The sequence below is a fragment of the Dermatophilaceae bacterium Sec6.4 genome, assembly GCA_039636865.1.
GTDB lineage: Bacteria > Actinomycetota > Actinomycetes > Actinomycetales > Dermatophilaceae > Allobranchiibius.
Map to the genome: position 1 here is coordinate 3,402,374 of CP144172.1, position 13,285 is coordinate 3,415,658.

Below are 13,285 nucleotides of genomic sequence, written 5' to 3' on the forward strand. Positions count from 1 at the left end.
TCGTGGCACGCCCGATGTGCGGAGACCGCTACTGCGATCAGCTGTTCCGGAGCACAGCAACTGGGCTGCCGGGGGTCAGTCCTGCTGTTGCAACGCGGCTTGGCGCCTGCGCGCGCTGCGCACGAGGGTGAAAAGCGCGTTGCCGCTGGAAATGAAGATCAGGACGAACACCCAAATGATGGCGTCGGAAGAACGATCGAAGATGAAGATCAGCACAATGCCGACCATGCACACTGCAGATACCGCAGCAACGCGGCGAAAGTCTCGAGTCTGCTGCGCCTTGTCGCCTGGCTGAGCACTCTCATCGACCACTACTACCCCCATCGTCAGGTTCCGGTACGACATCCTTGCTCGGCGCACAGGAAATGGCCGCAAATAGCACACGGGTAGATCGAAGACCTGGTTACGACCATCGGAAAACCACCACAACAACCAGCCTCTGTCTTGACCGGGGACCCGTGACATCACTCGTCACCCGTCGAATGGACTTCGTGCTGTTGACGAGGACCGCGGTGCGCAACCAACTGGACCACGAGGTGACCGGCTCGTCCACGGCTCACACCTCGTTCTCGAATCCGGCCAGGGCGCGTGAGAATGTGGTTTCCCATGCTCGATGAGTTGGCAAAAGCGCATCTGCATGAGGACCTGAGGTACCTGCGATCCGTACTGGTACACAAGATCGAGGGCTTGTCGGAGTACGACATACGCCGTCCGTTGACAGCGACCGGCACCAATCTGCTCGGCCTGATCAAACACGTAACCCTGTGGGAATCGCGATACTTCGCAGAAGTATTCGATCGACCGTTCCCCGAACCGTTGCCTGCGTGGGACGACTTCGACGCCAATCGGGCCAGCCTCTGGGTTACCGCAGATGAGACCCGCTACCAGATTCTCGAACGGTACGAGCGGGCAGCACGGCACTCGGATTCGACGATCGAAGCGCTGAGCATCGACGCGGCCGGCATTGTGCCCTGGTGGCCGGGGCCGCAGGTGATGCTGTTCAACGTGCTGGCGCACATGCTCACCGAAACTGCTCGGCACGTCGGCCACGCTGACATCCTTCGCGAACAGCTCGACGGAGCTGTCGGCGACGAAACATCACCACCGTCCAAAAATCCCATCGCGCTACCGCAACTTCGACAACGCATTGACGACGCCGCACGCAGCACTCAACCCGAGAGTTGAGCCGTCACAACGCTGGCCGGGAGGTACCCGACGCATGGCCCGCTATCAGACCCGTGCCCACAGAAGCCGACTTGTTCGTCGACGAAGCCGACACAGTGGACTACTGGGTTGCCTGTTATCGGGAGCAGATCGAGGCTTCTCGCGCTGTGGTGGCGTCCATGGAGTTAGACAGTCTGTGCGCGCGTACCGACATCATCGAATGCAACGTGCGATACGTCATGTTCCACATGATTCAAGAGACCGCACGCCACGCCGGGCACGCTGACATCATCCGCAAGAGCCGCAAGGGCTCGCTCCCCAGCACTATTCACCCGTGTTGACGACGCCACGGGTCATGGTTCCTTGAACGCACGGGCCAGGAGCACTGCGAGAGCCAACCGTGGTGGGTCCAGGGCTGATTCAGATGCGTCCGGCGCAGCGAGCCGACCTCGAGGGTAAATGCAGAAATTGGGTTAAGCCCCGCCACGCGGTGGCGCCGGGTCGCCTGCCGGGCGCTCTGCTCGCGGCGGGCGGCCCCGATACTCGGCGCGGGCGGCACCCGGGGCGATGGCACCTGGACCACTGACCCGTCCGCCAACTTCATCTGCACCATCACCATTCCCAAAAGGGTAGACAGCCCGGGGCCCGCCACGGTGGAGGTTCGCTACGTAACCACCGCACCAGCAGCCAGTTCCATCTCGAAACGGGATCCCGTTTTGCGCACAGCTGGGCCGGGTCGTCGGACAGTCCCGCACGACCGCGTCAGAGCGCGGTGCCGTCGGAGTCTGCGGGGTTGTCGATCAAGGTGTCCTCGGTGACTACCGCCGGTTCGACCGGGAGCACCGGTCGGTTGGTACCGGCTGAGGGATGGTTGCGCAGCACAGTCGGTGCAAGGAATAAGACGGGCAGGATCAGGAACGCGGCAGCTAGGTTCAGACCGCTGAACCCGAAGGTGGACAGGACCAGCCCGGATGCGCCGGCCGCGCCGGCGGACACGATGTTCATCGCAGTGTCAGCCGTACCCTGCACCGCCGTACGGACGTTGGGGTCAACGGAGTCACCGAGCATGGTCGACCCGGACACGAGCGCGAAGGACCAGCCCAACCCGAGGAGGAACAGCCCGACGCTGATCCGGATGATCGAATGACCGGCCAACCCCGCGAAGGCGGCCGCAGCGATGAATACGCCCTGTCCGGCGAGTATTACCTGGAACCGCCCTATCCTGTCGGCCAGCCACCCCACGACCGGGGAAAACGCGTACATCCCCAGGACGTGTCCGCTAATGGTGAGACCTACCAGAGTGAGGGAGTCTCCCATCGAGGTCATCGCCACGGGAGTCATCGTCATCACCGCGCCCATGATGGTGTGCCCGAGGACGATGGCCACGAATGCGAACCGTGCATTGGGCGTCACTGCGATCAACCGAAACACCTCCCGCATGGGCACGGTGGCCGCAGGCTTCCGGCCGGATCTCAGCTCTGCTGCCGCTTCGTGACGGCGCGCCTCCAGCAGTGGGTCGGGCCGCAGTGCGATCCGTAACACTCCGGCAGCCAGTGCCAGGGCGACCGCTGAAATGACGAACGCCCCTCCTAGCTCCGGGATGCGCAACGCTCCCGCCACCACGGCGCCTGGCGCGGCCAGGTTGGGGCCGACGACCGCCCCGATGGTGGTGGCCCAGATGACGACCGACAGCGAACGGGCGCGGTGCATCGGCGGGGCGAGGTCTGCCGCTGCGTAACGGCTCTGCAGATTCGTCGCGCTTCCAGATCCGAACATCAGCATGCCCAGGATGAGGAGCACGATGCTGCTTGTGGTCGCCGAGACCACCAACACCACGGCCCCGACCGCCGACAACGCCCACCCCAAGCTCAGCGCATTGCGCCGTCCTGTCTTCATCGCCAGTAACGCCAACGGAAGCCCGAACGCGGCTGCGCCGAGAGTGGCAGCCGTGCGCGCGACACCGGCGTAGGACTCGGAGTGGGTCACCGACTCCGCCAGCAGCGATCCGATCGAGGCTGCTGCGCCTACACCGACCCCGCCTACGATCTGGGAGCCAACCAGAGCCCGCATCGTGCGCCGTTGGATCAACGACACCGCTGCAGTGTTCTGCCACAGCTGCTCACTACCGTCAGAAATCACCGTCGGTCGGCCCTTTCTTCCTTTCGGCCATTCCGGATCGTGCTAGAGGTTCGGTCCACCCCGCCCAGGCGGGCATCGAAGGCCCGCACGAGGCGGACACCCCGCAGCATTGCTCACCATGCCGCCCAGCGCCTCACTGCCATCGCAGGACTCGTCACCCCGGTCGTTGTGCCAGGGCGGTGAAAGCAGTGAGAACGGCCGCCGTCAACCCCACGGCTGCCCGTGCCGGGTGCACCTGCTGTATCGCCCTGGCCGACGTTGCAGCGCCATCGCCAGTGACGTTGCCAGACTTGTCTCGCCGCTCATGCGCCACAGCATGACATTGACCATCTGGGCGGCTGGGAGACAGCGGCCGGATGACGAGATCACCCCTTAACGACGTCGGGTGCCGCTATGCACCGAGTCCGCACCGAGTCCGCGCCGGGTCAACCCGGGGTACGTCCGCGCAGGTAGTTCTCGATGATCTCGTTGAACCGGTCGGAGTGCAGCACCGGCCCATGTCCGCAGTAAGCGACGTCGACGTCGAGGTCCTTCGACCGATGCATGCTGGCGATGTAGTCGCCGATGTCCGAGCTGCGCAGTTCATCCAGGAGTTGCTCGTCGGTGTCCAGGTCGTAGATGACATCGCCGCTGAACGGTGCGCGGTCAGTCGCGTCGTACCGCGCGATGCTGCCGGGGCTGTGGCCAGTCAGGCGCAGGATCCTGAGGTGCCGGTCGCCGAAATCGATGATCTGGCCATCGGTCAGGTTGGCGCAGTCGCGTGCGGGCCGCAGTGTGTAGTCCTGCGGGCGGTACCCAGGGTGAGGAATCGATGTAAGCAGCCAGTCCGGAACTGGATACGCGCCGCTGAGCCCGAGCCCGTCGACCAGTTCGCGACCACCCAGGGAGCTGCCACCGGATGGGTCGGTGATGTTTTCGAGAGGGTGGGCGTGGCACAGGTCGACGGCCGCGCGTAGCTGACCGCGGTCGGACACAGAGAAGCCGGATGCTGTCATCGCGGACCGCACGCGCGCCCAATGGCCCGCTCGACATTGAGGAGCACACATAGTTGTTCAGGCCGGTCGTGGTGTGGCTGTGGAGCACCTCATTCGCGACCGTCACATCGCCGAACCCGGGATCCCGGGCATACGTCGCGACGAGCCGAGGTGCGATGACCGTTCCATCGCCCAACACCACATTGACCGGGTCTCCGATTTGCGCGCCTGCGGTCTACGCCACATCCGTGCTCAGCGCCGCTATGTCGGCGCCTGCGAGTCGACCGAGCGCACCGCTGGCGACCTTGAGGTGCGGCAGGATCACCGAATTCGCGGTAGCTCAGGCTCGTCTGGCTGGTCACCACGGGGTTCACCGCGCGCACACCCGCCGCGCCGCAATGGATGCAACCGGCCTACTCACACGAGTGACCGGGACGGGATCCTCTACGGTACGAACCCGCCACCCTGGTCGGGGAGTCGCAGGTTCACCGGGCACGGTTCCTTAACTGACACGGTTGGACCGCTGCCCGCTGAACCGTTCCTTCGGTGACGTCACCCGGTTTGGGCCGGGCGAACGAGATCTCACCCGGTCTCTGAATGACCGCGCATCATGGAACCTATTGCCAGCTGAACAACTGGACTCGAAGAAGAATCACCGCATGGAGTCATCAGGTCTCAGTGCCGTGTCGCGTATGAAGTGACGACATCCTGAGCCTGCTGCTCGAGGGAGTAATCCCACGGGTCTTCATCTGGCCAGATAGCAGCACGTACAGGTGACGTGTTCGGATGCTCGACCCGTTGGAACGTCAGGACTGTGCGTGGGTACTCCCCTGAACCTTCTGCTCGGGTCGGCGACGGCTGATCGCGCAGGCAAGCTCGGTGGTGAACTCCTTGGTGAGCTCGTCGTCATCGCCGGCCCACTCATCCCTCAGGCGCCAAAGCAGGGGATGAAGCTGGGGGTCGGCCAGTTCTGCGGCGGCGCGAATCTCCAGCAGACAAATCATTTCATCGTCAACGAAAGCCAGTCGGCGTTGTAGGTCCGTAGCCGCGCGGCGGTCACCGGCCTGGGCGAGGGCAAGAAGCGCCTCGCAGCGGGTGTCATCGTCGGCATCATCCAGCCGGGCAGCCAGTGCGTCTCTCGCTGCTAGGCAGAACGCGTTTATCTGTCCCAGGCCACAGCAAGCCCAATCACGGACATCGGTCTCCTCATCACGGGTCAACGTGATCCGAGCCTCCATAACGGCCGCGCCTACGGGGCCATCGACATCAACACCGCAGGGCAAGGACTGAGCAACCGCGAGCCGGACATCCGCGTCCGGATGATCGATACGAACGTGGTCCAGGATGATCTGGGCGGCTTGAAAATCCCAGCCGAGCCCCAGTGCTCCCACAGCCGCGGCGATGACCTCGGCGTCGGTTTCACCAGCCAGTATTTCGGCAAGCCGGGGCAGAGCGCCCGGGACATTCTCGACGGCACTTCCGTCGAGCGCGTCCCCGAGCTTGTTGGCGAGTGAGACGACCTCCGCGGCCGAGGACATCTGCTCATCATCCTGCAAATCTGTAATGGGTCCAGGTACCCAACCGCCACAGATCACCTCCTGTCCGGTCAACGATCGCTCATCGGCCACCGCCATCACCATGGCGTCCCGTATGGAGCACGCGTTGGGGACGCATCAGCTCGAAGCCCAAACTGCTGCCTGCGGACGCCGGGTCCCGTTCCGCATGTGGGTTGCCGGGGTGGTCGGCTAGGGCTCGACCGGTCCGAGCTTCATGCCCTTCGTTACGACGAGCTAAATCAACCGTGGTGCTGACGAGGAATCGGCTGCACGTTGACGGGCCTGACCCAGCTTCCCGGACGGCCTCTGATCTGCCGAGACACGGCTCAGCAATCGTGGACCATCGCCACTGTTCTAACAGCTCATCTCGGAACGCTCGGGTGACGCCCGGACACGGACCTGTCCGGTCGATGCTTTTAGACCCGGCTTGAGTAGAGACGAAGTGCGCAGGTCGGGCAGCGAGAGCACGACGATGACCAGTCCTCCCCGAGCCTGGGCCAAGGCTCCCCAAGGTAGGGCGTGTACGCCCCGCACAGCCCGACCTTCGAACCGTCGTACGTCGCGTGCGCCAGGCCGGTGAGACCAGGGTTGCACGGGTCGTTGACCCACGCCAGGCGTGGCCACGGTGCACACGAATTTCCGACCCAGGCAAGGCGTTCACACGCTTGGTTGACCGACATCTCAGACTGCTCCTTCGCAGAGGTTCCGCTGCAGGACGCGCGCCCGGCATCCCTGGCAGGCGATACCTCGTTGTGTTGCGGGCAGCGGGTCCGAAGAGTTCCTCGATTGCCTAGTCAAGACTGCAACGATGGGCTGGGATGGGGTAAGAGGCTGAAGTCCCGACCGTGGTGTGACGCGGTTTGGCCGTGGTTCCCGCATGTCGGTTGGCGCGTGTCCGGCGCCGTGCGCAGGGACAGGGGTGGACGTGCTGGTGCGTGCGGCAAGGTGGCGTGCTTCTCGGGTGCGGAGTATGACCTGACACATCGTCCCGTCGAAGCGGATAGTGCTCGACGCGGACCGGTCGCGCGAAGTCCAGCCCTCCGTGAGTGGCTTGGATGCGGTGCCTTCGAACATGTAGCCGAACGGTCCGGATCGGGGGACGGTGTACGTCGTCAGGTGCTGGAGCATCAGCCCGGAGGTGGCGATGATGTCGGGTATCGGCCGGTTCAGGTGGCAGCCGCCAGCGATTCTCTCCCACGTCGGTGTGAGGCGGTCCTGCCATCGGGCCATACGCGGGTCAGCGGCGCGGCCGTGTTCGACGAAGTGCAGTTCTCCACCGGGACGCAGGACCCTGTTCATCTCGAGCAAAGCACGGGCCACATCAGGGATTGTGCACAAGGTCCAGGTAACCAGCACGTGATCCACGATGGCGTCGGAAAGTGATAGTTGCTGTCCGTCCAGCCCGACGAAGTCGATGGAGACAGTGCTCGTGGCGATCCGTTTCGCGGCCATGTCCCATGCGGTGCCTGAGGGGTCGACGGCCCAGACATGGGCGACCGCGTCGGGGTAGTGGGGGATGTTGCGACCCGAGCCGAACCCGATTTCGAGCACCTGGCCGCTCAGCCCACCTGCCACGCGGGCACGGGTCTTCTCAAACGGGCGACCGAGCGCCACATCGACCAGACGGGGTAGAACCTTCTCCTCGTAGAACGCCACCTGTGAAACCTTTCTACTTGCTCTGGGTGGCGAGGGCGCATCAGACATCGCCGAGGCCGGGGTTACTCAAAGGGTGCTGCCTCCTTGCGCGGTGAGGACCAGCTTCCGGCTTTTCTACCTCGGTCAAGCCGAGGCCAGCGCCGTAGAACTGTCGCGCGGTGTCTTCCGATCCCTGAGCACAGGCAACCTGGACATGGTGCGACCTCATGATGTCTCCCTGAATCGTTTCCCTGGATAGTCCGTCGACCGCACGGCCGCAGTGAGTCTCTGGAGGATTCTCTGCGAACAAATTCGTCTGCCTGCTCGGGGCAGCGTCGGCGTCCTCCTTCACCGGCAGGGATCGCGGGCCGGAACGGAATCCGCTTACGGCCGGCTCGGGGCCGACTGAGGACTGAGGCGTGGCGTCTCTTCCGTCAGGTCATCGTGCAACCAGCCCGGTCAGCTTGTGCCGGATCACTGTCAACGATGGTGCAGTCGCGGCGACAGGACCCGAGGGGGTGGACAAAGCCCTGCGGGAGTACACGCAGACCTCAACCTTTGCGCGGTTGGCCCCGTCATCGGGCCTGGACCTGCCCCATCATCCCGAGGTCTTCGTGGTCGAGGATGTGGCAGTGGTAGACGGTCTTCCCGCCGTAGTCACGCACCGGGATGCGGACCGTGACCCGGCCGCCAGCCGGGACGATGATCACGTCACGCCAGTCGGGTGGCCCGTTGGGGTCGCTGTCCGGGGCATCGGTGACCTGCATCGGCCACACGTGCAGGTGAAACGGGTGGTCCATCATCGTGGAGTTGGTGATGGTCCATTCCTCCAATGTGCCCAGGGAGAGCTGTTGGTCGATGCGGGCCGGGTCGAACGGGCGTCCGTCGAAGCCGAAGACCATTCCCATTCCCATGGTGAAGGCGAGCGAGCGGCGCTGATCAACTCTGGCGGAGCGGAGGTCGAGGGGCCCGGCTGCGACCGACGGCCACGACGTGGCCGCTGAACCGGTTCCGACCCCAATGAGGACAGTGGCCAGCACGGTTTCGGCGGAGGTGGCGGAGCCGCCGCCCATCATCATGCCCATCCCACCACGGTCGTGCCCGGCGGTGCGCAACATGAAGGTGCCGGCGACGGTGGGTCGCAGCAATAGGTCCGCCCGGTTACCGGGGGCTAGCAGCACCGACTTCTCATCAGAGGGGGCGTGCAGGCCTTGCCCGTCGTAGCCGAGCATCCCCCAGGTATGCCCGTCCAGGCGCAGATTCAGGAAGCGGGAGGTGCACGCATTGACGACGCGCCACCTCTCCAAGGTCCCGGCCGTCACATCTATACGGGGCTGGTGCTGGCCGTTGACCAGGACGAGGTCACCCTCTCGCCCCCGCATGACTTGGGCATTGCTCACCCCCGCGACCTGCCCACCGGCGGTGAGCGTGGTGTCGCTGATGACGATGACACGGTCTCGAGTGACGCTGGGCTCGTGCGCCCCGGTGACCAGCAGCGCCCCGAACAGGCCGCCGAACACCTGATCGGCGACGCTGCCGTGCAGATGGGGGTGGTACCAGAACGTCCCCAGGGGGTGGTCGGGCGGGATGTGGAATTCGTAGCCGGCGGATGATCCGGGTGCAATGGAGCGGAAGATATTGTCGCTGGTGCCTTCGGGTGAAACGTGCAGACCGTGGGTGTGCAAGTTCGTTGGGCCCGCGAGGTCGTTCTGCAGGGTCACTCGCAGCACATCGCCCGGCTGGACGCGCAGCGTCGGGCCGGGACTAGAGCCGTTGTAGCCCAACGCCTGGGTATGTCGCCCCATGAGGGTGACCCCCCGGGCGGCCCGCAGCGTGACGGCGAGAACGCCACTGGAGCTGGCCAGGCTCGCCGGTTCGCGCATCCCCTGCCCCGTGGGAGCCGAGAACGTACCGCTGGGCCAGAAGGCGCGCCCCGTCCCGACGCCGCCAACGATGGTCCCCACCGCGCCGAAACCCACGATGGCCAGTGCCCGTCGTCTGCTGACCTCACTGCTCATCGAGAACCCTTCTGCGCTGTTCATACTCCGCCTGGTCGATCGCCCCACGGGCGAGCCGCTCGGTGAGGATGGCGCCCGCCATGTCATCGCCCCCGCCCGGCACCCGGCGTGCCGGGCGTCTGACGCCGGCGCGTCGCAGAAGCGCAAGGCCCCACACCAGCACCGCCACACTCAGCAGTAGCACGCCGGGCCAGACCCACATCAGGCCCGAATTTGCAACGGTCATCAGTCTCCATCTCGATGCTGCGGGGGGGGCGGACATACCTGCCCAGGTATCTGGCCGTGCTCTGGACCTCGTCCCTTCGTGGCGGTGAGAGGTCCCCCCACACTGCGACTGCACGTCGGGATCGTCCCTGACCAGGTAAAACACCAACTGCATGACGTTCTCGGGGTTCGATATCGGTGGAGTTTCACTGCAATCGCTGGCTTACCTGCGGCCGTACCGGTCGGGAATGTTGCCCCTGGCTGAAGCAGGGCATGAGCCGGGCCGGGCCGGGCTGGTCCGGCGTGATGGCGAGGACGGTTTTGTGCCCGTTGGGCGTCGGCGGTGTGCCGGTCCTTGAGTCGTCGTGGTCAGCGGCCGCGGAGGGCGGCTTTGCGGCCTTCGTATTCCTCGCGGTTGATCTCGCCCCGCGCGAAACGATCATCGAGGATCCCGAGCGCGCCACGGTCTTGGATGACACCGCCACTGCGGCTCTTGCCGCTACCGCGGAAGATCATGACGCCCGCGAAGATCACCAGGCCCCAGAAGAGCGCCATCACCACAACCATGACGACCCAGCCTCCTGTGCCCATGCCATTTCCGTACCAGCCCATCATTAGCGACACCCTTCTTTCAACTGCCTGAATTTCTTCCATCATGGCCCGCGCGCCCTACTCATCCGGTTGTGGTTGTGTGAAGGTTCGTTGAAGAAGTCCCGCGGGGTGGCATAACGGCACGCTGCCCGGGGGCCGTGTTGGCACCATGGGGGCCATGTCGCCTACAAGCTCGGGTCACCCGGCGGGAGTCCAGGCTGCCGCAGCGACGGTTGCTCCCGCGAAGCCGCGGTCGGGGATGAGAGCCCTGGTGGTTGAGGACGAGGCAGCATTGGCCGGGTTGCTCGTGAACTATTTCGAACGCGACGGCTTCGATGCCTCCTGCACCGGCGACGGGTTGCAGGCGGTACAGCTCGCGCGAGAGATCGATCCCGATGTGGTCGTCCTGGACCTCGGCCTGCCCGGCCTGGACGGGGTCGAGGTCTGCCGCCAACTTCGTACTTTCTGCGACGCGTACGTGATCATGGTGACCGCGCGCAGTGAGGAAGTGGACACCCTCATCGGGCTCTCGGTGGGCGCGGATGACTACCTCACCAAGCCCTTCAGCCCCCGCGAGCTGATGGCCCGCGTACAGGTCATGTTGCGCCGGCCGCGTCTGCGTTCCCACCATGACACCACCGTGGTGCGCCCTGATTCCTTCGGAACGCTCAGTATCGACCGAGCGGGGCGTGAGGTCTGGCTGCAGGGTGAGCGGGTATCACTGACCCGTACCGAGTTCGACCTGCTGGCGACGTTGTCTGAACGACCCAAGATCGTCTTCACCCGGCATCAGCTCATCGACCACGTGTGGGGACCGGGCTGGGTGGGCGATGAGCACCTGGTGGATGTCCACATCGGGCATTTGCGACGCAAACTCAAAGATGATGCATCCGGTAGCCGGTTTGTGCGCACAGTACGCGGTGTCGGCTACCGGATGGGAACCGGGCAATGAGCAAACGCGAACCCTTCCGGACAGGTTTCGGGGCCCGGCTGCTGGGCGCTCAAGCGCTGGTCCTGCTCGCTGGCGCGGTAACCACGTGGGTTGTCGCCGCGATCATCGGGCCCGGTATTTTCCGTGACCACCTGCACCTGGCAGGTATCTCCCGCAACGCCTCCGAAACCCGTTACGTGGAAAGTGCCTTCACCTCCTCCCTCGCCTATTCGATCTCGATCGCGGTGATCGCAGCGACCCTGGCCGCCCTGGGCGTCACGTGGTACTTCTCCCACCGGGTGCAGCGCTCCATCGCTCAAGTAGCTACCGCGTCCGCGCACCTGGCCGCTGGACAATACGAAGCCCGCGTCACCGACCCCGGGCTAGGCCGAGAATTCGCCGTCCTGGCCGCGACAAGCAACGCCCTCGCGAAACGTTTGCAAGCCACCGAAACCACCCGGCGTCGGATGATGGCGGACCTGGCCCACGAGATGCGCACCCCATTAGCCACCGTTGAAGCTCACCTGGAAGCAGTCGAAGACGGTGTGCGCACCCTGGACGAGGACACCCTCTGCGTGATCCGGCTCAGTACCCACCGGTTAAGCCGCCTCGCAGAGGACATCTCAGCGATCTCACGCGCCGAGGAAGGCACGTTGGACCTCACCCGCGGGCCCATTACCGCCTCCACCATCGCCCACAGTGCGGCCCAAACCGCAGCCGACCGCTTCACAGCCGCCGGCTTGGCGCTGGAGACCCTGTTGGACACCAACGCCCAACTCCTGGGCGATCCAGACCGAATCGGCCAGGTACTGACCAACCTGCTCGACAACGCCCTGCGACACACACCACCCGGCGGCACCGTACGGATCACCTGTTCCCTACAACGAGATTGGGTCCAGTACGTGGTGACCGACAACGGCCACGGCATCGCGCCCGAACACCTCAACCACGTCTTCGAACGCTTCTACCGCTCAGACCCCGCACGTACCCGCGCGCACGCAGGCTCCGGCATCGGGCTCAGCATCGCCAAAGCAATCGTCGAGGCTCACGGCGGACAAATCACCGCAACCAGCAACGGCCCAGGACAAGGCGCCGAATTCACCGTCCGACTACCCGCGATCTAAACTCCCCAACCCCGGCGATCGGTCTTCATCAAACCCGCGCTGGGCCCCCGCTCAGGCCCTCCGATGGAGGAACCACCACCGGCGCATCCGCCGTCAGTCACCAGTCCCGGCGGGCACTGGGGCCGGTAGTGCCGTAAGCCCTGTTCGGTGAAAATCTCGCTCAACGAGGGATATTCGGTACGGCGTTGTGCGACGGTCGCGTGCGCTTTGAGGTCCTAAACAATCGGATCAGCGACTCTGCTGGCCAACGCGAGGTGGCCAGCGGACTTCGTCCCAGCAGACCTGGATCTTCCGTGAGGCGAAATAGACACACCGGCGAGTTGAGGATTGAGAAAAGATGATGAGAATTTACGCGTCTCGACATCTCGTCACACCGCAGGTCAGCGCGCTGCGCCGATGACAGATCGTGCAGGAACCGACACGCACCGCGAGCTTCGTCGCGCCGGGCGCTAGTGCGGCGGCCAGGGGTAGTAGGTCGGTTTCGGTGCCGTCCGAACCGTGCAGCAGGACCAGAACAGTATCGGCGGGGTCCGCCCCGGCAACGAGCTGATGGAGGTGCGCTGGGTGGGCATGAGACGACGGTAGGTGCGGCGACTATTTTTCGGCGACGACCATGGCGGTGGCCAGGCCGCCGTCGTGCGAGATGGACAGGTGCGTCGCCAGGACACCGAGCTCAAGCGCTCGCGCGGCGAGAGTCCCGGTCAGCTCCCAGGAAGGCGCACCCGCCGGGCCGACCACCACGACGGCGTCGTGCCACCGCAACCAGCCGGGAGCACCGAACGCTTTGGCGAGCGCCTCTTTCGCCGCGAACCGCCCGGCCAGCGAATGCATCGGTAGGCCCCGCTCGGACGGCGTGAAGAGCCGAGCGCGTAATGCCGGAGTGGTCTGGATCGTGGACGCGAAGCGCGCGATCTCGACCACATCCACCCCGATACCGACGATCACCGAG

13 protein-coding genes are annotated in these 13,285 nt (G+C 64.9%); 4 read left to right on the plus strand and 9 right to left on the minus strand.

Translation table 11 applies throughout. The features are described from left to right. Positions 1–75 precede the first annotated feature (75 nt). A complete protein-coding gene (locus V3G39_16250) occupies positions 76–312 on the minus strand; it encodes a hypothetical protein (protein XAS76179.1) in 237 nt (78 codons plus the stop codon). A 294-nt stretch (positions 313–606) separates the two neighbouring features. On the opposite strand from V3G39_16250, the gene V3G39_16255 reads away from it, so the two are divergent. Both V3G39_16255 and V3G39_16260 read left to right on the plus strand, forming a co-directional pair. Beyond that, on the plus strand, positions 607–1,185 hold the full coding sequence (locus V3G39_16255) for a DinB family protein (GenBank protein XAS76180.1): 579 nt from the start codon (positions 607–609) through the stop codon (positions 1,183–1,185). A gap of 53 nt (positions 1,186–1,238) precedes the next feature. Beyond that, positions 1,239–1,505 (plus strand): DUF664 domain-containing protein, encoded by a 267-nt coding sequence (locus tag V3G39_16260; protein ID XAS76181.1) that lies wholly within the window; start codon positions 1,239–1,241, stop codon positions 1,503–1,505. A gap of 421 nt (positions 1,506–1,926) precedes the next feature. On the opposite strand, the gene V3G39_16265 is transcribed toward V3G39_16260, so the two are convergent. The 7 genes from V3G39_16265 to V3G39_16295 all read right to left on the minus strand — a co-directional run bounded on the left by V3G39_16265 (position 1,927) and on the right by V3G39_16295 (position 10,281). Next, positions 1,927–3,303, minus strand: coding sequence for an MFS transporter (locus V3G39_16265; protein XAS76182.1), 1,377 nt, complete (start codon positions 3,301–3,303; stop codon positions 1,927–1,929). 425 nt (positions 3,304–3,728) lie between these two features. Beyond that, positions 3,729–4,298: an MBL fold metallo-hydrolase gene (locus V3G39_16270; GenBank protein ID XAS76183.1), complete on the minus strand. Its 570-nt coding sequence runs from the start codon at positions 4,296–4,298 to the stop codon at positions 3,729–3,731. A 785-nt stretch (positions 4,299–5,083) separates the two neighbouring features. Beyond that, the gene (locus tag V3G39_16275; protein XAS76184.1) at positions 5,084–5,815 is read right to left on the minus strand and encodes a HEAT repeat domain-containing protein; all 732 of its coding nucleotides are present in this window, start codon (positions 5,813–5,815) and stop codon (positions 5,084–5,086) included. 699 nt (positions 5,816–6,514) lie between these two features. Beyond that, a complete protein-coding gene (locus V3G39_16280; GenBank protein XAS76185.1) occupies positions 6,515–7,489 on the minus strand; it encodes a class I SAM-dependent methyltransferase in 975 nt (324 codons plus the stop codon). 554 nt (positions 7,490–8,043) lie between these two features. Then, a complete protein-coding gene (locus tag V3G39_16285) occupies positions 8,044–9,486 on the minus strand; it encodes a multicopper oxidase family protein (GenBank protein XAS76186.1) in 1,443 nt (480 codons plus the stop codon). Next, the gene (locus V3G39_16290; protein ID XAS76187.1) at positions 9,476–9,712 is read right to left on the minus strand and encodes an SHOCT domain-containing protein; all 237 of its coding nucleotides are present in this window, start codon (positions 9,710–9,712) and stop codon (positions 9,476–9,478) included. The genes V3G39_16285 and V3G39_16290 overlap by 11 nt, the downstream gene beginning before the upstream one ends. A 347-nt stretch (positions 9,713–10,059) precedes the next feature. Continuing rightward, positions 10,060–10,281: an SHOCT domain-containing protein gene (locus V3G39_16295; GenBank protein XAS76188.1), complete on the minus strand. Its 222-nt coding sequence runs from the start codon at positions 10,279–10,281 to the stop codon at positions 10,060–10,062. Between the two features lie 259 nt (positions 10,282–10,540). Here V3G39_16295 and V3G39_16300 point away from each other — a divergent pair, with 259 nt between their 5' ends. Next, positions 10,541–11,233: a response regulator transcription factor gene (locus tag V3G39_16300; GenBank protein XAS78264.1), complete on the plus strand. Its 693-nt coding sequence runs from the start codon at positions 10,541–10,543 to the stop codon at positions 11,231–11,233. Next, positions 11,230–12,336, plus strand: a complete 1,107-nt coding sequence (locus tag V3G39_16305; protein XAS76189.1) for an ATP-binding protein — start codon at positions 11,230–11,232, stop codon at positions 12,334–12,336. The genes V3G39_16300 and V3G39_16305 overlap by 4 nt, the downstream gene beginning before the upstream one ends. Before the next feature lie 594 nt (positions 12,337–12,930). Here V3G39_16305 and V3G39_16310 read toward each other — a convergent pair. Further along, the gene (locus V3G39_16310; GenBank protein XAS76190.1) at positions 12,931–13,281 is read right to left on the minus strand and encodes a holo-ACP synthase; all 351 of its coding nucleotides are present in this window, start codon (positions 13,279–13,281) and stop codon (positions 12,931–12,933) included. Positions 13,282–13,285 lie beyond the last annotated feature (4 nt).